The 18,693-nt window shown below is 52.8% G+C and carries 14 protein-coding genes; 7 read left to right on the forward strand and 7 right to left on the reverse strand.

From position 1 onward, the window contains the following. Window positions 1-200 precede the first annotated feature (200 nt). Window positions 201-1,151, reverse strand: a complete 951-nt coding sequence (locus LG384_RS06175; RefSeq protein WP_045440936.1) for a sugar-binding transcriptional regulator — start codon at window positions 1,149-1,151, stop codon at window positions 201-203. Window positions 1,152-1,512: 361 nt separating this feature from the next. Between LG384_RS06175 and LG384_RS06180 the strand changes: the two genes are divergently transcribed. Together LG384_RS06180 and LG384_RS06185 are read left to right on the forward strand one after the other, a co-directional pair. Beyond that, on the forward strand, window positions 1,513-2,343 hold the full coding sequence (locus LG384_RS06180) for a transketolase (RefSeq protein WP_045440938.1): 831 nt from the start codon (window positions 1,513-1,515) through the stop codon (window positions 2,341-2,343). Next, complete coding sequence (locus LG384_RS06185) at window positions 2,336-3,271, forward strand: transketolase family protein (protein WP_225760626.1); 936 nt, start codon at window positions 2,336-2,338, stop codon at window positions 3,269-3,271. The genes LG384_RS06180 and LG384_RS06185 overlap by 8 nt, the downstream gene beginning before the upstream one ends. Before the next feature lie 3 nt (window positions 3,272-3,274). Here the strand turns inward: LG384_RS06185 and entD are convergent, their stop codons facing one another. Together entD and LG384_RS06195 are read right to left on the reverse strand one after the other, a co-directional pair. Next, the gene (gene entD / locus LG384_RS06190; protein ID WP_048221885.1) at window positions 3,275-3,898 is read right to left on the reverse strand and encodes an enterobactin synthase subunit EntD; all 624 of its coding nucleotides are present in this window, start codon (window positions 3,896-3,898) and stop codon (window positions 3,275-3,277) included. Between the two features lie 50 nt (window positions 3,899-3,948). After that, on the reverse strand, window positions 3,949-6,222 hold the full coding sequence (locus LG384_RS06195) for a TonB-dependent siderophore receptor (protein ID WP_225760627.1): 2,274 nt from the start codon (window positions 6,220-6,222) through the stop codon (window positions 3,949-3,951). A 251-nt stretch (window positions 6,223-6,473) separates the two neighbouring features. Between LG384_RS06195 and fes the strand changes: the two genes are divergently transcribed. The 4 genes from fes (at window position 6,474) to wzz(fepE) (ending at window position 13,296) form a co-directional block, all read left to right on the forward strand. Next, window positions 6,474-7,691 carry an enterochelin esterase gene (fes, locus tag LG384_RS06200; RefSeq protein WP_225760628.1) on the forward strand — a complete coding sequence of 406 codons (1,218 nt, stop codon included), beginning with the start codon at window positions 6,474-6,476 and terminating at the stop codon, window positions 7,689-7,691. Window positions 7,692-7,721: 30 nt separating this feature from the next. Beyond that, entirely contained in the window at window positions 7,722-7,940 is a 219-nt protein-coding gene (locus tag LG384_RS06205) for an MbtH family protein (protein WP_045440946.1), read from the forward strand. Continuing rightward, on the forward strand, window positions 7,937-11,818 hold the full coding sequence (entF, locus tag LG384_RS06210) for an enterobactin non-ribosomal peptide synthetase EntF (protein ID WP_225760629.1): 3,882 nt from the start codon (window positions 7,937-7,939) through the stop codon (window positions 11,816-11,818). The genes LG384_RS06205 and entF overlap by 4 nt, the downstream gene beginning before the upstream one ends. A gap of 344 nt (window positions 11,819-12,162) precedes the next feature. Then, window positions 12,163-13,296 (forward strand): LPS O-antigen length regulator Wzz(fepE), encoded by a 1,134-nt coding sequence (gene wzz(fepE), locus LG384_RS06215; protein WP_045440950.1) that lies wholly within the window; start codon window positions 12,163-12,165, stop codon window positions 13,294-13,296. A 45-nt stretch (window positions 13,297-13,341) separates the two neighbouring features. Here wzz(fepE) and fepC read toward each other — a convergent pair whose 3' ends face one another. From fepC to fepD, 3 genes are read right to left on the reverse strand one after another with little or no spacing between them, the layout of a single operon-like run. Further along, window positions 13,342-14,139, reverse strand: coding sequence for an iron-enterobactin ABC transporter ATP-binding protein (gene fepC, locus LG384_RS06220; RefSeq protein WP_225760630.1), 798 nt, complete (start codon window positions 14,137-14,139; stop codon window positions 13,342-13,344). Then, window positions 14,136-15,128 (reverse strand): iron-enterobactin ABC transporter permease, encoded by a 993-nt coding sequence (gene fepG / locus LG384_RS06225; RefSeq protein ID WP_225760631.1) that lies wholly within the window; start codon window positions 15,126-15,128, stop codon window positions 14,136-14,138. The genes fepC and fepG overlap by 4 nt, the downstream gene beginning before the upstream one ends. After that, window positions 15,125-16,132, reverse strand: coding sequence for a Fe(3+)-siderophore ABC transporter permease (fepD, locus tag LG384_RS06230; protein ID WP_045440972.1), 1,008 nt, complete (start codon window positions 16,130-16,132; stop codon window positions 15,125-15,127). The genes fepG and fepD overlap by 4 nt, the downstream gene beginning before the upstream one ends. Before the next feature lie 154 nt (window positions 16,133-16,286). Between fepD and entS the strand changes: the two genes are divergently transcribed. Then, on the forward strand, window positions 16,287-17,531 hold the full coding sequence (gene entS, locus LG384_RS06235) for an enterobactin transporter EntS (protein WP_225760632.1): 1,245 nt from the start codon (window positions 16,287-16,289) through the stop codon (window positions 17,529-17,531). Window positions 17,532-17,605: 74 nt separating this feature from the next. Here the strand turns inward: entS and fepB are convergent, their stop codons facing one another. Then, a complete protein-coding gene (gene fepB / locus LG384_RS06240) occupies window positions 17,606-18,565 on the reverse strand; it encodes a Fe2+-enterobactin ABC transporter substrate-binding protein (RefSeq protein ID WP_045440976.1) in 960 nt (319 codons plus the stop codon). Between the last annotated feature and the right edge of the window lie 128 nt (window positions 18,566-18,693).

Below are 18,693 nucleotides of genomic sequence, written 5' to 3' on the forward strand. Positions count from 1 at the left end.
ACCTTAGCCACAATCTGGCTGTTGAGCTACAGAAAAAATCATCAATTGTGCTGGTAATCACACTTAGCCTGACCAGGGAATACCCACTCGCAGCAAAAATTATGAGAAGGTGAATCCTTTCAGTTTATTGAAATTAAAGAGTTTTATGATGGCCTTTGTGTCAGGTGCTCACAACACACAGGCCTGGTTGGAAGTTAAGATTAGCCTGTTATCAACATGCGGGCGGTAGGATAGTCGGTGATCAGAACGTCGATATAGCCGCCATTCAGCGCACCCTTAATCGCGGCAACCTTATCCGTTCCTCCTGCCAGTGCCACCACATTCGGACATTTTTTCACTTTGTCGAGGGCCATACCGATAACCGGATCTTCATCATCCGTTAATACCGGTTGACCATTTTTGTCATAGTAGTGCAGACAAATATCGCCAACGGCACCGCGATCGGCCAGGACTTGCAGCATATCTTCGTGATAGTAGTTACCTGAGGTTTTCAGTAACTGAGAAGGTTCCAGAATACCGACACCAACAATAGCGATATCGACATTATCGAAGCGAGAAATGACGTCAGCGACGTCTTTACTGGCGATGAGGCGATTTTTCTCTTCGACCGAGCCTTCGATGCTTTGTGATGGAAGTAACCAGGCTTCACAGTTCAAATGTTGAGCAAGTGTCTGTGTCAGAATGGTAGCCTGTACGTTACCGTTAGGTCCTACACCACCCAGTAGTTGAATAACACCGCCTGCTTTAAGATTTTGGGTGTGGACTTCATCAACCATGGCGCGAATTGTTGAACTCCATGAAGATACCCCTACCAGATCTTTGGGCCGCAAGCGTGTTTCCAGGTAGTGTGCGGCGGCAGAGCCGATGGCCCGCTTGATGGTGTAATCACTGGCATCCTCTTCCGTATCCACCACAATTGCCTGCTTCAGCCCGTAGCGTTCTTCGATGCCTTTCTCAAGATTCAGGAAGATATTTGAGGGCTGGACGACGCTGATTTTTACCACACCTTCTTTTTGGCAGCGAGTGATGGCTCGGGATATAAACGACTGAGAAAGCGAGAGAAGCTGAGCAATATCGGATTGTTTGCGTCCCTCAAGATAGTAAAGGGTTGCGATTTTAACCAATAGCCGTTGTTCATCCTGCTTAGCCATATATTTCCCCGAAAATCATTTACGTACCGCCATTATCTTAGAGTGTTTTATCATACGCGAAAAATGAAGACAGTTAAGTGTGATAAAGCTCTAACTTTAACCAATACTCAAAAACAGCTATGGACAAAAATGGAAAATGGGTCGCATAATTGAATAAAGAGTCATTAATGAATATATATTCATGATGATTTCAGGTCAACTGAATATTACCCGGCATCAGTTTGCATGCGGTAAGGAGGCAGAATGTTCCTGAGTATGACGCAGCGCGCAAGCCTTGTGATGCAACGCCTGGGGATTTCTGGTTTTTTTAGTCCCTGATGGAATAAATATTCCATATTGAAAATAAATTCAGAGGTATTAAATGAATCCCTACAACTATGATGTCCAGACACTTGAGCGCAAAGCGCGAGCTGTACGCCGCCACATCGTTAGACTGAATGCTAACAGCCCTGCAGGGGGACATACTGGCGCAGACCTCTCTCAGGTCGAACTGCTGACAGCGCTCTATTTCCGAATTCTTAATGTTGCCCCGGATCGTATCAATGATGAAGAGCGCGACGTTTATATCCAGTCTAAAGGGCATGCGGTAGGGTGTTACTACTGTGTCCTGGCGGAGGCGGGTTATTTCCCCATCGATTGGCTGGAAACGTATCAACATGCCAATTCCCATCTCCCCGGACACCCCGTTCGCCAGAAAACACCGGGCATTGAACTGAATACAGGCGCGTTGGGCCATGGTTTACCTGTTGCGGTCGGATTGGCGTTAGCAGCGAAGAAGAGCAACAGCACCCGCCGTATCTTTTTAATTACCGGTGACGGTGAACTAGCTGAGGGAAGTAACTGGGAGGCGGCACTGGCTGCGGCTCATTATGGTCTGGATAATCTAATCATTATCAACGACAAAAATAATCTCCAGTTGGCTGGGCCGACCCGAGAAATTATGAATACCGATCCTCTGGCAGATAAATGGTTGGCTTTTGGCATGAATGTTATGGAATGTCAGGGGAATGACATGACGTCTGTTGTCGCTGCGCTGGATGGCCTGAAGCAGGAGGGGAAACCTAATGTCATTATTGCCAATACCACGAAAGGCGCAGGTATCTCCTTTATTCAGGGGCGCCCCGAATGGCACCACCGCGTACCGAAAGGTGAAGAGATTGAACTGGCACTGGAGGAACTGAAAGATGAGTAATGCAGAGCACCTCGCAAACGTTATGGTCCAGGCATTTATTGACGCAGTAGAACGTGGTGTCGATCTGGTGCCGGTAGTCGCCGACTCTACATCAACCGCAAAAATCGCCCCCTTCATTAAGCAGTTTCCAGGGCGTTTGGTGAATGTGGGTATTGCCGAACAAAGCATGGTTGGAACGGCGGCTGGTTTGGCCCTCGGCGGCAAGGTGGCTGTCACTTGTAATGCCGCGCCATTCCTGATCTCACGTGCCAATGAGCAAATTAAGGTCGACGTTTGTTACAACAATACTAATGTGAAGTTATTTGGTCTTAACGCGGGTGCCAGCTATGGTCCGCTGGCGAGTACTCACCACTCGATTGATGATATTGCCATTATGCGTGGCTTCGGCAACATTCAGATTTTTGCCCCATCTTCGCCGCGTGAATGTCGTCAGGTTATCGACTACGCCATCGGTTATCAGGGGCCGGTTTATATCCGTCTTGACGGGAAAGCACTTCCGGAGCTCCATGACGAGAGTTATCGTTTTGTTCCAGGGGCTGTGGTGACGCTGCGTGAAGGAGGCAATGTAGCGCTGGTGGCGACAGGTTCGACAGTTCATGAAATCGTTGATGCTGCCGCACTGTTGGCTGATTCCGGTATTCAGGCGACGGTGGTCAGTGTACCTTCAATTCGACCGTGTGATACGAAAGCGCTTTTATCTGCATTACAGGGCTGTAAAGCGGTGATTACCGTGGAAGAGCATAACGTTAATGGTGGTCTGGGAAGTCTGGTGGCAGAAGTGTTGGCTGAAGCAGGGGGGGGAGCGGTTCTGAGGCGGTTAGGGATCCCTAATGGTGAGTATGCAGCAGCAGCCGATCGTGGCTGGCTGCGTCAGTACCACGGATTTGACGCGCAGGCGATTGCCACTCTGGCACGTGAAATACTTTGAATACTAATCTGCCGCCAGGGAGATAACGTAGCTATCTGAAAACAGCCACTGCACACGGTATGTCCGGGCGGGTGTCAGCAGGAGCAACTGCTGTTTCTGAACGCTGACAATTTGATATTGCAAAAACCCGGCGTTTACCTGTTGTAAAGCTGGGGTCGCTTTGAAGGCGCTCTCTTTGGCGGAAAAAGCCAGTGTGAGCGCCTGTTCAAAGGGCAGTCCACTCTCTACCATCCATGCTTTTTCTTCATCAGTCACTATGCTACTTGCCAGCTCCGCTGCGGTTTGTGGCGTAAAAATGCGTTCCATATCCACGCCAACCGGATATGAAGATACGACGGCAAGCGCCGTGTGTTCGCAATGACTGATACTGCCAAACAAACTTTCTGGCCACAGGGGCTGGCGACGGTCGCCGATGCCGGGGATGTTTTTGATGCCATATTCACGCAGGGCATGGACTGCGGCAATACGCCCCGCCAGGTGTTCTGATTTTCGCTTCCGTCCGGCAGAGATTAGCTGTGCGTGATGGGGGAGCCAGAGTAAATCGTGCTCGTGAAAGCTGTCGGGCTCAAATTCGACAAGATGCAGCGTGTGGTCTGCAAAGGGAAGTGGTGTGTGTGTTGTGCGCATTGTCTTTGACAAATTCCCTCTCCTCACCAGGAGGAGAGGGAAAAATATTATCAGAAGCGCGTGTTAACGCTCATGTACCACGTACGACCCGGTTCGTTATAGGTGTACGCACCTGCGCCTGCCATATAAGAAACGTCGGTCGTGCTGCCAGTGGTTTGGGCATTACCTGCACGCCACAAACGTTTGTCGAAGACGTTATCCACGCCGCCGGTCAGGCTGACATTTTTCATCACATCCCAGGTCGCGCTCAGGCCGACAATGCTGTACGGACTCACCTCATTTGCGGAGCTGCCGGTAACCGGTTTACCCTGGTAATCGTATTTTTTCGGCTGCTGTTTGCCATACCAGGTGAAGGTAGACTGCAATGACAAATCTTCGCGAGCCTGCCAGCTTAAGGTAGAGTTCAGCGTATATTCTGGAATAATCGACAGGCGCTCGCCGGTCTCTTTATTCTTGCTTTGCAGCATGTAAGTGATGTTGTTCGTCCAGTTAACGGTTTCGCTCACTGGTACGTTCAACGTCCCTTCCAGACCTTCGACCACCGCTTTAGGCACGTTCTCCCACTGATAGATATCGGTGTAAGTTGTCTTGCCTTTATTGGTGATGGACGTTCTGTCAAATGGCGTGGTACCGGCTTCGATCTTGTTACGGTAATCGTTGCGGAACCAGGTTACGCCGGCCAGCCAGCCATCGCGCTTGAACTCCAGGCCAATCTCTTTGTTGATACTGGTTTCTGCTTTTAGATCATCGTTGCCCATCATATAGCAACCAATGCCGCTGGCGGCTCCGGTGGCATAGCAACCCTGACCTTTACTGTACAGAATATAGTTCGGGTTGAGCTGGTACAGGCTTGGTGCTTTGTAGGCGCGAGCGATCCCCATTTTCAGGGTAAAGTCATCACCCAGACCTTGTGACAGGTTCAGAGAAGGACTCCAGTTATCGCCCACAATGCTGTGATGGTCGAAACGCAGGCCCGGTGTCAGCATGGTGCTGTCGGTCAGCTCCATATTGTTTTCAGCAAACAGGGAGAAAATTTCCGCTTTGGAATACGGGCTACGATCGGTGCTGTTGAAGCCAGGGATGTTGCCGCCCATAAAGGTTTGCGAGTTGGACAGCATGTCTTTCATACGCTGTTGGTTCCATTCGGTACCGAGCGTCAGATTTTGGTTAACCAGCAGATCCAGCGGAATACTGATTTCACTGTGCAGCATGACATCGTTCAGATCGGCATCAACATATTTTTGCGATGCGTTCGGGTCAAAGATCCCTTCTGTACCCCCGGCTAAACCTTCCGGCGTACGGGAGTTACGCGTATGTTCATACTGCACCCAGTTGCTGGTGGTAACGCCGTTATCCCAGCCGCCGTTCCAGGTCAGGGAGTAGTTTTGACGGTACAGACGATTGGTCTCTTTACCGTAGTTATCTTTCACCAGTTGGTTGGTGTTGGTGTTTTGGGTGTCGCCAGCGTACAGGTTGCCCTGGCGGCTATAACCGGCTTCAAGTTCCAGTGACTGGAGTGGAGCGAAATCCCAGCGTACAACGCCGTTGATGTCTTTGTTGATCACACCTTCGCGACCGGCAGGTAACGTGTTGGCATAGGTGCCGGTACGCTCTGACTGATGTCCCTGGTTGATATCCCATGCGTCGGCCTGGGTTTTATCGAGATTACCGTACAGGCGGAAGCTGAAATCCCCACCCATCGGGCCATTAAGGCTAAAGGTGGTACGTTTGGTCGAGCCTTCGTCTTTGTGTTCCGGGGCGTTGAAATAGGTATCCCAGGAACCGTGCCATTCGTTGCTGCCTTTTTTGGTGATGATATTCCCCCCCCCGCCCGCCGCACCGTTGCCGTAGCGTGCAGCAGCAGGGCCACGCAGTACTTCAATACGCTCAATCATTTCCGGGGGTACCCAGGAGGTATCACCACGGGTATCGCGCTCGCCGCGCCAGCCCTGACGTACGGAGTTGCGGCTGGTGACCGGCTTACCGTCGATCAGGATCAGGGTGTTTTCTGGTCCCATACCGCGAATATCGATCTGACGGTTGTTACCACGCTGACCGCTGGTTGAGTTACCGGTCAGGTTAACACCAGGCATGGTACGGATGATTTCCGAGACATCGCGAGCGGGAGGATTCTTACGGATTTCATCAGCAGTGATGGTTGAAACGCCTGGCGCCTGCAGGTTCTGTTGGGCGGCAGTGACGACGATGGTGTCTTCATGAGAGACGGCGGCGCTGTCGGTGTTATCTTCTGCCATTGCTGGCAGTGCTACCCCGTAAATACCTAAATTGACCAATAAGGCCAGTGAATGAATCTTGTTGTTCATTGTATGTCCTGCTTTCTTTTAGCCACGAGTACCAATGTGCCGTTTTGAAGCACCAGGCCTGATGTCGCCCGCATCTGCGAAAACTATCCATTCCAGAAAAGTTCACAGCGCCAGGTCGGTTTATAAGTGGTGAAATAATGCGCGCGCTTCCCACAGCGCGGTAATACGCTATTGCAAATGCAAATAGTTATCAATAATATTATCAATATATTTCACGCCTAAATAAAAAATTGCACAATAAACATGGGGTTATGACGGTGACGACGTTAATGATGGGAAGCGAAGCGTGGTGGCAGTCAAAACAAGGCCCTGAGTGGGTGCGCGAGGATAGCGGTGATTACCGTGTGACCTTTTGGTGGCGTGATCCGCAGGGAACGGAGAAAACGTCGGCAATTCGTCATGTGTGGGTCTACATTACCGGTGTGACCGATCACCATCAAAATGCCATTCCCCAGTCGATGCAACGCATTGATGGTACAAATGTTTGGTGCTGGAGCACCACTATGAGCGCTCACTGGCGCGGTAGCTACTGCTTTATCCCCTCTGAACGAAACGATATTTTTGCCGCGTTATCTGCTGGTGATACGCCAGACAGAGCGACTCTTCGGGAAGGTTGGCGCCAACTGTTGCCGCAGGCGATTGCCGATCCCCTCAATCCCCAAAGCTGGCAAGGCGGGCGTGGTCATGCGGTTTCGGCGCTGGAAATGCCTGATGCGCCCGTCCAGCCAGGCTGGGATTATCCTGAACCCCCTGACACACCCGCGATATGCCTGCAATGGCGTAGCGCACGGCTGGGTAATACGCGACGCGTGTGGGTATTTACCACTGGCGAGGCCAGCCCTGAGGATCGCCCGCTCGCTATTCTGCTGGATGGCCAGTTTTGGGCGCAAAGTATGCCCGTCTGGCCAGCACTGACTTCACTTACTCACCGCAATCAGCTTCCAGCTGCCGTTTATCTCCTGATCGATGCCATCGACACGTCTCATCGCAGCCATGAGTTGCCGTGTAATGCGGATTTTTGGTTGGCAGTACAGCAGGAGTTGCTGCCACTGGTGAAGGCGACTACCGCGTTCAGCGATGACCCGCAGCGCACCGTGGTGGCCGGGCAAAGTTTTGGCGGATTGTCATCGATGTACGCTGGATTGACCTGGCCCGAACGTTTTGGCTGCGTGCTCAGCCAGTCCGGCTCCTACTGGTGGCCTCATCGTGATAGTCATCAGGATGGGGTGATTATTGAACAACTAAAGGCGGGAGCGTTAAGCGCTCGGGGCCTGCGTATTGTTCTGGAAGCCGGTACTCGCGAACCGATTATTTTTCGCGCGAATCAGAGGCTTTACGCCCAGTTCCCTCCCGATTCAAGGTCTTTTTTCTGGCGTCAGGTTGATGGTGGACACGATGCGCTTTGCTGGCGCGGCGGATTGATGCAGGGGCTGATGACGCTCTGGCAACCGCTTATCGACACGATTTAACCGGACGATGTTCCACGACAGGAGTTGAGTATGGAATTCAGTAATCCCTTCGATAATCCGCAGGGGCAGTTTTACATTCTGCAAAACCCACAACGTCAGTTTAGCCTTTGGCCGCAGCAGTGCTCACTTCCTGTTGGCTGGCAGGTTATATGCGAGCCGCAATCTCAGGAAGTATGTCAACAATGGCTGGAGGCGCACTGGACCACGCTGACGCCTGCAAATTATGCCGATCGACAGGAGGCAGAATGACTCAGCGTTTACCGTTAGTTGCGGCTCAGCCGGGTATCTGGATGGCAGAAAAACTCTCCACATTACCCTCGGCATGGAGCGTAGCGCACTACGTAGAATTAACCGGGGAACTGAATGCGCCGTTGCTGGCGAAGGCCGTAGTTGCGGGACAGCAGCATGCCGATACTCTACGCATGCGCTTTACTGAAGATAACGGTGATGTTTGGCAATGGGTTGATCCTGCTCTGACTTTTGCCGAACCTGAGATTATCGATCTGCGCGGAAAATCCGCTCCGCATGAGGCTGCATGCGCGTTAATGCAGGCCGATCTGCAGCAGGACTTACGCGTCGACAGTGGGAAATCGCTGGTCTTTCATCAGCTCATTCAGGTGGAAGATAACCGCTGGTATTGGTATCAACGTTACCATCACTTGCTGGTCGATGGCTTCAGTTTCCCGGCAATTACTCGCCATATAATCGCAATCTACAGTGCATGGCAGCGTGGCGAAAAGACGCCTGACTCGCCTTTTACGCCATTTGTCGAAGTGGTGGAAGAGTATCAACAATATCGCGACAGTGACGCGTATCTACGCGACGGCGCTTTCTGGAACGAGCAGAGACGGCAGTTACCGCCGCCGGCATCGCTGTCAAGTAAACCGCTGCCGGGACGGGCGACCACTGCGGATATTATTCGCATGAAATTGTCAGCACATGACGGCTCATTCCGTCAGCTTGCCGCTCGTATGCCCGACGTTCAGCGCGCGGATTTAACACTGGCTCTGGTTGCATTATGGCTGGGACGTTTATGCAGCCGGATGGATTATGCCGCCGGGTTTATCTTCATGCGACGCATGGGGTCAGCAGCGTTAACGGCAACCGGTCCGGTACTGAATGTTCTGCCATTCGGCGTCAGTCTTGATGCGGCGGAAAGCCTGCCTGAACTGGCGAAACGCCTTGCCGGGCAGCTAAAGAAAATGCGCCGACATCAGCGCTACGATGCGGAGCAAATTGTGCGTGACAGCGGGCGAGCCGCCGGTGAGGAGCCGTTGTTTGGTCCTGTACTGAACGTGAAAATTTTCGACTATCAGTTAGACATTCCCGGTGTACAGGCGCAAACCCATACGCTGGCGACGGGGCCGGTTAACGATCTCGAACTGGCGCTATTTCCGGATGAAAATGGTGGCCTGAGCATTGAAATCCTGGCAAATAAACAGCGTTACGATGAAGCCACGCTGACACAGCATGCCTCGCGTTTAGCAGGTCTTATCGACCAGTTTGCTGAAAATCCGGCGCTGTGCTGCGGCGAGGCAGAGATGCTGCTGCCGACAGAACACGCACAGCTGGCGAAGATTAACGATACTGAAGTTGAGATCCCGTCCACTACGCTAAGTGCGCTGATTGCGACACAAAGCGATAAAACACCGGATGCCCCGGCGCTGGCCGATGCCCGCTATCAGTTCAGCTATCGCGAAATGCGCCAGCAGGTGGTTGCGTTGGCAAAACTTCTGCGCGAACACGGCGTGCGGCCGGGAGACAGCGTGGCGGTGGCCTTACCACGTTCCGTTTTCCTTACGCTGGCGCTGCACGGTATTGTCGAAGCAGGAGCCGCCTGGCTACCGCTTGATACCGGATACCCGGACGATCGTCTGCGGATGATGCTGGAAGACGCTAAACCCACGCTGTTAATTACTACCGATGAACAGCTGGCGCGCTTTAGCGATATTCCTGGGCTGGAAAGCCTGTGCTACAACGCGCCTCTGCCAGCACGCGATTGCACGCCATTGGCGTTATCACAACCAGACCATACGGCCTATATCATTTTCACCTCCGGATCGACGGGCAGACCAAAAGGCGTGATGGTAGGGCAGACCGCTATCGTTAACCGCCTGCTATGGATGCAAAATCACTATCCGCTGACGGCAGACGATGTGGTGGCGCAAAAAACGCCATGCAGTTTTGATGTTTCGGTATGGGAGTTTTTCTGGCCATTTATTGCCGGTGCAAAACTGGTGATGGCTGAGCCTGAGGCTCATCGTGACCCGATAGCGATGCAACATTTCTTTGCGCAATATGGCATAACGACAACGCACTTTGTGCCGTCAATGCTGGCGGCTTTTGTCGCTTCGCTGACGCCGGAAACGGCGCGGGAGAGCTGCGCCACGCTGAAACAGGTATTCTGCAGCGGTGAAGCCCTGCCGGCAGAGTTATGCCGCGAGTGGGAACAACTGACGCATGCTCCGTTGCACAATTTGTACGGTCCAACTGAAGCAGCAGTCGATGTGAGCTGGTATCCGGCCTGGGGTGAAGAACTCGCCGCAGTGACCGGCAACAGCGTGCCGATTGGCTATCCGGTCTGGAACACCGGCTTGCGGATCCTCGACGCCATGATGCGCCCGGTGCCTGTCGGCGTAGCGGGGGATCTGTATCTGACGGGGATCCAACTGGCGCAAGGGTATCTGGGTCGACCGGATCTGACGGCGAGCCGTTTTATCGCCGATCCGTTTGCGCCGGGTGAACGTATGTATCGTACCGGTGACGTGGCGCGCTGGCTTGAGTCTGGAGCGGTTGAGTATCTTGGGCGCAGTGATGACCAGCTAAAAATTCGCGGGCAGCGCATTGAGCTGGGCGAGATTGACCGGGTGATGCAGATGCTACCCGATGTTGAACATGCTGTTGCCCATGCCTGCGTGTTCAACCAGGCAGCGGCGACAGGTGGCGATGCGCGACAATTGGTGGGATATCTGGTTTCTCAATCGGGTTTACCATTAGATATTCCTGCCTTGCAGGAGCGTCTGCGCGAGAAACTGCCTGCGCATATGGTGCCGACGGTCCTGTTACAACTGGCTGAATTGCCGCTTAGCGCTAACGGTAAGCTGGATCGTAAAGCGCTGCCAATGCCGCAGTTAGCGGCTCGTACGCCAGGACGTGCGCCGCAGCCTGGCACGGAATCAATGATTGCCCAGGCCTTCTCAGCGTTGCTGGCCTGTGAGGTCAATGATGTTGACGCTGACTTCTTTGCGCTTGGTGGCCATTCGTTGCTGGCAATGAAGCTGGCAGCGCAACTGAGCCAGCTCTTTGCACGTCAGGTTACGCCGGGGCAGATTATGGTTGCCTCCACAGTCGGACAACTGAGCGCATTGCTGGACGGTGCTGATGACGAACAGTCGCAGCGCCTGGGGTTTGAAGCGTTGCTACCGTTGCGCGAGAGTCATGGTCCGACGCTGTTCTGCTTCCATCCGGCATCGGGCTTTGCCTGGCAATTTAGCGTGCTGTCACGTTATCTCACGTCGCAGTGGTCAATTATTGGTATCCAGTCGCCGCGACCGGATGGGCCAATGCAGACGGCGGAAAACCTCGACGAGGTCTGTGAACATCATCTGGCAACGCTACTGCACCAACAGCCTCATGGTCCCTACTATTTGTTGGGCTACTCGTTGGGTGGCACGCTGGCGCAGGGCATTGCGGCGCGTTTGCGAGCCCGGGGGGAAACCGTCGCGTTCCTTGGCCTGCTGGATACCTGGCCACCGGAGACGCAAAACTGGCAGGAAAAAGAGGCTAATGGATTGGATCCTGCCGTGCTGGCGGAAATCGATCGTGAGCGTGAGGCCTTTCTTGCTGCACAACAAGGGAATGCTTCGGAGGCATTATTCAGCGCTATCGAAGGTAATTACGCCGATGCGGTTCGTTTGTTAACTACGGCACACAGCGCAAAATTTGATGGCAGAGCAACGTTATTTGTCGCCGAGAAAACGCGCCAGGCCGATCCGCAAACAGCCTGGGCTCCGTGGGTTGGGGAGTTAGCGGTATATAGCCAGGATTGTGCGCATGTCGATATTATTTCCCCGACAGCATTTGAAAGGATAGGTCCCGTTATAAATGCGTTGATCAATAAGCGGTAAACAAATCAGCATTGCGATAGATACCCGTCATACTTCAAGTTGTTTGGGTGTTGGTTACCCCAGTCACTTATCAGGTAAGTGACTGGGGTTCGATAAGTTGCTGGCTTCAAGCAACTCGAATAATTTTGGGGGGAGATATTTGAATAAACTCATAATGTAAAAAATATGTTATTAATTTGTGTGTTTTTTTGTTTGTCTCAAACGTAAATGGAAAGGATATTAATTTCTAATACAACATTTGGTAGGCATTTACGTGTAAAGATTGTTTCAGATAATTCTGAGTAGCTGTTAGACTCCGGCTAAGGAAGTATTTTTCTTTTGGCAAAGATTTCAGGTTATACAGAATGTCATCACTCAATATAAAGCAAGATAGAGATTCGGAATTCACTGCTTATCCTCAAACCACAGTAAATGGAAATGAAATTGATTTAGTGGGCCTGATCGAGATTTTATGGCGAGCCAGGACGAAAATCATCGCTACCGTTTTCGCATTTGCCTGCATAGGCCTTCTGGTGTCTTTTCTGCTTCCTCAAAAATGGACCAGCGAGGCGGTTGTAACGCCAGCAGAACCTGTTCAGTGGCAGGAACTTGAGAATACGTTAACCAAATTACGTGTGCTCGACATGGACATTAGCGTCAGCCGTGGGGATGTGTTTAACCTGTTTATCAAAAAATTCCAGTCTCCATTACTTTTGGAAGAATATCTGCGCTCTTCACCCTATGTATTAGAACAATTGAAGGGTGCCGATTTCGACGAAATGGATCTTCATCGGGCGATCGTAAGGCTCAGTGAAAAAATGACAGCGGTTGACAGCAATTTGAGTAAAAAAAATGAAACCGCGCTCTATACCGCATGGACGTTGAGTTTTACTGCACCATTAGCAGAAGAAGCACAGGCGGTACTGACAGGCTATATCCAGTACATTTCCGATCTTACTGAGAAAGAAACGCTTGAGGATATTCGCAACAAACTGGCCATTAAAACCAGCTTTGAGAAAGAAAGACTCGAAATGGATCGGGTAAGGCTCAAGAATCAACTGGAAGCGAATATTCAGCGACTAAACTACTCGCTGGAGATTGCTAATGCTGCGGGAATTAAAAAACCCGTTTACAGCAATGGCCAGGCGGTGAAGGATGACCCTGATTTCTCTATTTCATTGGGTGCTGATGGCATTACGCGTAAATTAGAAATAGAAAAATCGGTAACAGATGTTGCGGAAATTAACGGTGAATTACGTAATCGCCAATATCACGTTGAACAGCTGTTATCGACGAATGTGAATGACGTCAATTTTACGCCGTTTAAATATCAACGTTCACCTTCACTACCGGTGAAAAAAGATGGACCGGCTAAATCGATGATCATTATTCTGGCAGCTTTGCTTGGTGGAATGATAGCGTGCGGTGGGGTGTTGCTGAGCCATGCCATGATGCATCGTAAACACAATGCAGAATTCCTGGGGCAGTCGTTGGTGTGAGTGATTTTGTATGGCGGCAGAAATGTCGCCATACACTACATCCCGTTATTTCTTGCGCCCAAGCGGCACTACTAACGGTGTTCCTGCAACGGGATCATCAATAATCATACAACGCAATCCATAGATTTTTTCGATGAGTTCCGCCGTGACAATCTCTTTTGGCGCACCCTCGGCAATGATTTTTCCATCACGAAGTGCAATCAGGTGCGTGGCATAGCGACAGGCCTGATTAAGGTCGTGCAGAACAGCGGCCAGCGTATATCCTTTCTCACGATTTAGCTCGCTCAGCAGTTCCAGCAGATCGATCTGATGGCTGATATCCAGCCAGGTGGTTGGCTCATCAAGCAACATAATGGATGTTTCCTGTGCCAGCACCATCGCTATCCATGCGCGCTGACGCTGTCCACCGGAAAGGGTATCCACGCTTTGTGCCGCCAGGTGGGTGATGCCCGTGGCTTGCATAGCATTTACCACTGCGTTTTCATCTTCTTGGCGCCAACGGGTAAATAACGGCTGATGCGGGTAGCGACCGCGGGCAACCAGTTCCTGTACGGTAATATCGCCAGGCGTGGTGGCGTTTTGTGCTAACAGACCAATTCTGCGCGCGACCTCTTTACTGGCGTAGTGCTGAATATGCTCCCCGTCCAGCCATACCTTACCGTGTTCAGGCGTCATCAGGCGGCTTAACGTGCGTAACAGCGTCGACTTACCGCAGCCGTTAGGGCCAATTATTGCGGTAAAGTGGCCGTCGGGAATTGATACATTAAGGTTTTCTGCCACGGTAAATTTGCCATAACCCAGCGTTAACTGGTCGCCACGCAAACGGGCTACTGATTCGGTCATTTTTTGCGGGACTCCTGAATTAACAAGACGATAAGATAAATACCGCCGAGGCTTACGGTGACAACGCCAACCGGAAGCTGATAAGGCATAAATAGCTGTTGGGCGCATAAATCGGCCATCAGCAGTAGCAATGCGCCGCACAGTGCTGACTGGGTTAATCCCCAACGTGCCGTGCCGCTAAGCCGACGGGCAATATGCGGTGCGACAAGTGCAATAAAAGAAATTGGGCCAGCCAGCGCAGTGGCTGCAGCGGTCAGAACAACCGCAACCAGCATCATCATCAGACGCGAGCGTTCTACGCTGACTCCCAGCGCGCAGGCGCTGTCATCGCCCATTTCTAACAAGCGCATACGGCGCACCAGCAGTGCGGCACACACTAACATCACGATAATCAGCGGTGCAGAAGGCCAGGTTTTAGCCCAGGTCAGACCGTTGAGCGATCCGGCGTTCCACAATCCAGCCGTCAACGCGGTTTCTAAAGACGCCTTCAGCAGCAGCCAGGTATTAAACGCCACCAGCATGGCACGAATGCCGATACCGATAATGATAAGTCGGAAAGTGTCGATACCATTACGCCATGCCAGCGCCCAGACCACCAGTGAGGTCAGGATCCCGCCGAGCATCGCCGCCAGCGCGATAGCGGTAAGATGCTGACCAAATAACACCATTGCTACCAGAACACCGCTCCAGGCTCCGGTATTGAAGCCCATTACGTCCGGACTGCCCAGTGGGTTACGCATCAGCGACTGGAATATCGCGCCGCTAACGCCCAGGGCCGCACCAATCAACAGCGCCATCAATACGCGCGGTAAACGCCATTCGGTCACAACCAGTGTAATGCTGCGCGGCGCATCGCCCAGCAGAGCGGCAATAATCTGTTGGGTTTCCAGCGTTACGACGCCGCTACGTAGGCTCCACAATCCGACGGCGAGGCAGCCCACAATCAGCAGCAGACAACTGATAAGTAATCTGCGGGGAAAATGCATCATGCACCACCTCCGCGTTGTTTACGCCGAACCAGGAAGATCAGTACCGGTGCGCCGATAAACGCGCTGACTACGGAGACGCGCAATTCGCCGGGGACAATCAGACGACCGATGATATCGGCAATCAGCAGCAAAGAGGGGGTTGCCAGTAGGGTCACTGGTAGCGACCAGCGATGATCGGCTCCCACCAGCCAGCGTGCCATATGTGGCATCATCAGGCCGATAAAGGCGATAGGACCGACAATAGCGGTTGCGCTACCGCACAGTACGGTAATCACCAACAGACCAATAAGTTGGGTGCGGGCGACTTTGCTACCCAGCGCGGTAGCGGTGTCGCTTCCCAGGCTCAGGCTGTTCAGGGAACGGCTCAGAAACAACGCGACAGCACCGGCAATAAGCACCGGAGCCAGCACCACTTTCAACGTTTGCAGGCTACGAATATCCAGCGATCCCGCTTGCCAGAAACGCAGCTGATCATAGACGTCCGGGTTGAGCAGGGCGATACCGCTGGATAATCCCTCCAGCACTGCCCCCAGCGCGACACCTGCCAGCGTCAGACGCACCGGGCTTAACTGTCCTCCACCCTGACTGCCGGTAAATGCCACAATCAGCGACGCGGCCAGCGCTCCGGAAAAGGCCATCAACAACTGCTCTTGCGGGGAGGAAAAACCGAACAGCGATGCACCCAGCACAATGGCAAAGCTGGCCCCGGAATTGACACCGAGAATGCCTGGATCGGCAAGTGGGTTACGTGTGAGCGTCTGCATTAATGCGCCAGCCAATCCCAGCGCACCGCCTGCAAGGAGTCCTGCCAGCGTGCGCGGAAGTCGCGCATCCAGCACGATGGTGCAATCAGCACTTTGACAGGTGCCGGTCAGCGCATCCAGAACCACAGACGCGGGTATCGACCTGGCGCCAATAACCAGACTTAATGCGGTGGAGAGAACAAGTAATAACAATAGTCCGGGCACGGCAAAGGCGCGTGTCACGGAAACAGAGCATGACATATCAACTTCCCTGATAATGATAGTAATTATCGTTATCGATCTTATTTGGGTATGTTAGCATGTGCAGCCACAGAATGGATATTTAAAAAAACAGGTATGCACCTCATTCTTCAGGCTGCGACCTCAATGAGAGCATGTATCTTAAGGCTTTGTAATGAATAGAAAACCCTGGCTGCTGAATCTCAGCCTGTTAAAGACTCATCCTGCATTTCGCGCAGTCTTCCTTGCCCGTTTTATTTCCATCGTCTCTCTGGGGCTACTCGGTGTCGCGGTTCCGGTACAGATCCAGATGATGACCCAGTCTACCTGGCAGGTCGGTCTGTCGGTGACGTTAACTGGTAGCGCAATGTTTATTGGTCTGATGGTTGGTGGTGTACTGGCCGATCGTTATGAGCGCAAAAAGGTGATCCTGCTGGCACGCGGAACCTGTGGTATCGGGTTTATTGGTCTGTGCCTGAATGCGCTACTCCCGGAGCCTTCACTGCTGGCTATTTATATTCTGGGCTTATGGGACGGTTTTTTTGCCTCGCTGGGTGTGACGGCGCTGCTGGCGGCGACTCCAGCGCTGGTTGGGCGTGAAAATCTGATGCAGGCCGGGGCGATTACCATGCTGACGGTACGTCTCGGGTCGGTTATTTCACCGATGATTGGCGGGGTATTACTCGCCACCGGCGGCGTTGAGTGGAACTATGGTTTGGCAGCCGTGGGAACCTTTATTACCTTGCTACCGCTGCTCAGTCTTCCTGCATTGCCACCGCCACCGCAACCACGTGAACACCCGCTCAAATCGCTGCTGGCGGCGTTTCGCTTTCTGCTCGCCAGCCCGCTGATCGGCGGCATTGCGTTGCTTGGCGGCCTTCTGACGATGGCCAGTGCGGTGCGTGTCCTTTACCCCGCGCTGGCCATCGGCTGGCAGATGTCTGCCGCACAGATTGGTCTGCTGTATGCCGCCATTCCGCTGGGTGCCGCAGTGGGGGCATTGACCAGTGGGCAACTGGCGCACAGCGTTCGCCCTGGTTTAATCATGCTGGCCTCTACCGTGGCCTCTTTCTTCGCCATCGGATTGTTTGCGTTGATGCCGGTCTGGGCGCTGGGCGTTATCTGCCTCGCGCTGTTCGGCTGGCTGAGTGCGGTCAGTTCTCTGTTGCAGTACACGATGTTACAGACGCAGACGCCGGAAGCGATGCTCGGGAGAATTAACGGTTTGTGGACCGCGCAAAATGTGACCGGAGATGCCATTGGTGCGGCGCTGTTAGGCGGCCTGGGCGCGATGATGACGCCGGTAGCATCGGCGAGCGTCAGTGGATTTGGTCTGGTAATTGTTGGCCTGTTATTGCTGCTGTTACTGGGGGAACTACGTCGATTCCGTCAGGCACCGCCAGAACCCGATATCGCCTGAGGGTTTATCTGACCTGTGCCCTAAGCCGGGTAAGGCAAAGCCTTCACCCGGCAATGATGTAAAGCGGCTTCGACTTAACTAAACAGTGCAGCGAGACGTTGTAGTAACAGTGTGGCGCTGTAGTAATCCAGACGGAACGTTTCGGTTCCCAGCGCGTAAACGCGTTTATTTTGCACTGCAGGCAGGTGTGCAAGCAGGGGATTCGCGTAAATGGCGTCAGCGTCTTTGCTGTCTCCCGCAAACAGAAACAGCGCTTCACCGTTCAGACCTGTCGCCAGGTTTTCACCACCAAGCTGGATGATATCGTGACGTTTACCCTGGCTCTGGCTGGTGTGCAGTCCGGCAGGCAGTGGTGCCAGCGTGAATCCCAATTGTTCCATCAGCTTGCCCTGCGCAGACTCTGGTGTCCACAGATTGGCGCTATGCGCGGCAGCGGTATACACCAGTGCGCTAACAGGCTGCGGCGGCAGGGTAATACGCTGTTTGACCGCCAGCAGTTGTTTATCAAACTCGGCAATACGCGCCGCTGCCTGTTCCTCATGACCGGTGATTTCACCTAACTGCGTCAGCAGTGACTGCCAGCTTTTGTCGTCGTAATTAATGATAAGCGTTGGGGCAATGGTGGAAAGTTGATCGTAGAGCGCGAGAGCGGAATCTCCTCCGGTGGCGCTGATCAGAATCAGGTCGGGCATTTGTGCCGCAACGGCTTCGGCGCTCGGTTCACCAATATACAGGCGGCTCAGCTTGCGGGCTTTTGCCACGTCACTCCACTGGCGTAAAAATCCCTGAGCGTCACCAATGCGATTGTTTGGCGTGGTAGCGCCGCTGGCGATGATGGGCGCATCAATGGCCAGCAGAGAGCCGGTCAGAGTGACGCTGGTGGAAACAATACGTTGAGGCTTTTGTTCCAGCGTGTGCGTCCCCCGGCTGTCGGTAACCTGACGCGGCCAGTCAGCGGCATGACTTAAAGAAATTCCTGAAATAGACAGTCCAACCAGTAAGAGCGCAGTGCGGTAAAAAGCGGGGAGTCTCACAAATAAGCTTCCTGTTATCAATGTAGTTAATGCTTCTCATTTTCATTGTTACGGGACAGGTATGCAAGCCTAAGTCGCACATTGTGCTACCGCAAGAGTTGACATGCTGTCGCTTTGCTTTTAGGTTA

The sequence above is a fragment of the Citrobacter sp. Marseille-Q3906 genome, from assembly GCF_916618775.1.
In the GTDB taxonomy this organism is placed as follows: Bacteria; Pseudomonadota; Gammaproteobacteria; order Enterobacterales; family Enterobacteriaceae; genus Citrobacter; species Citrobacter murliniae.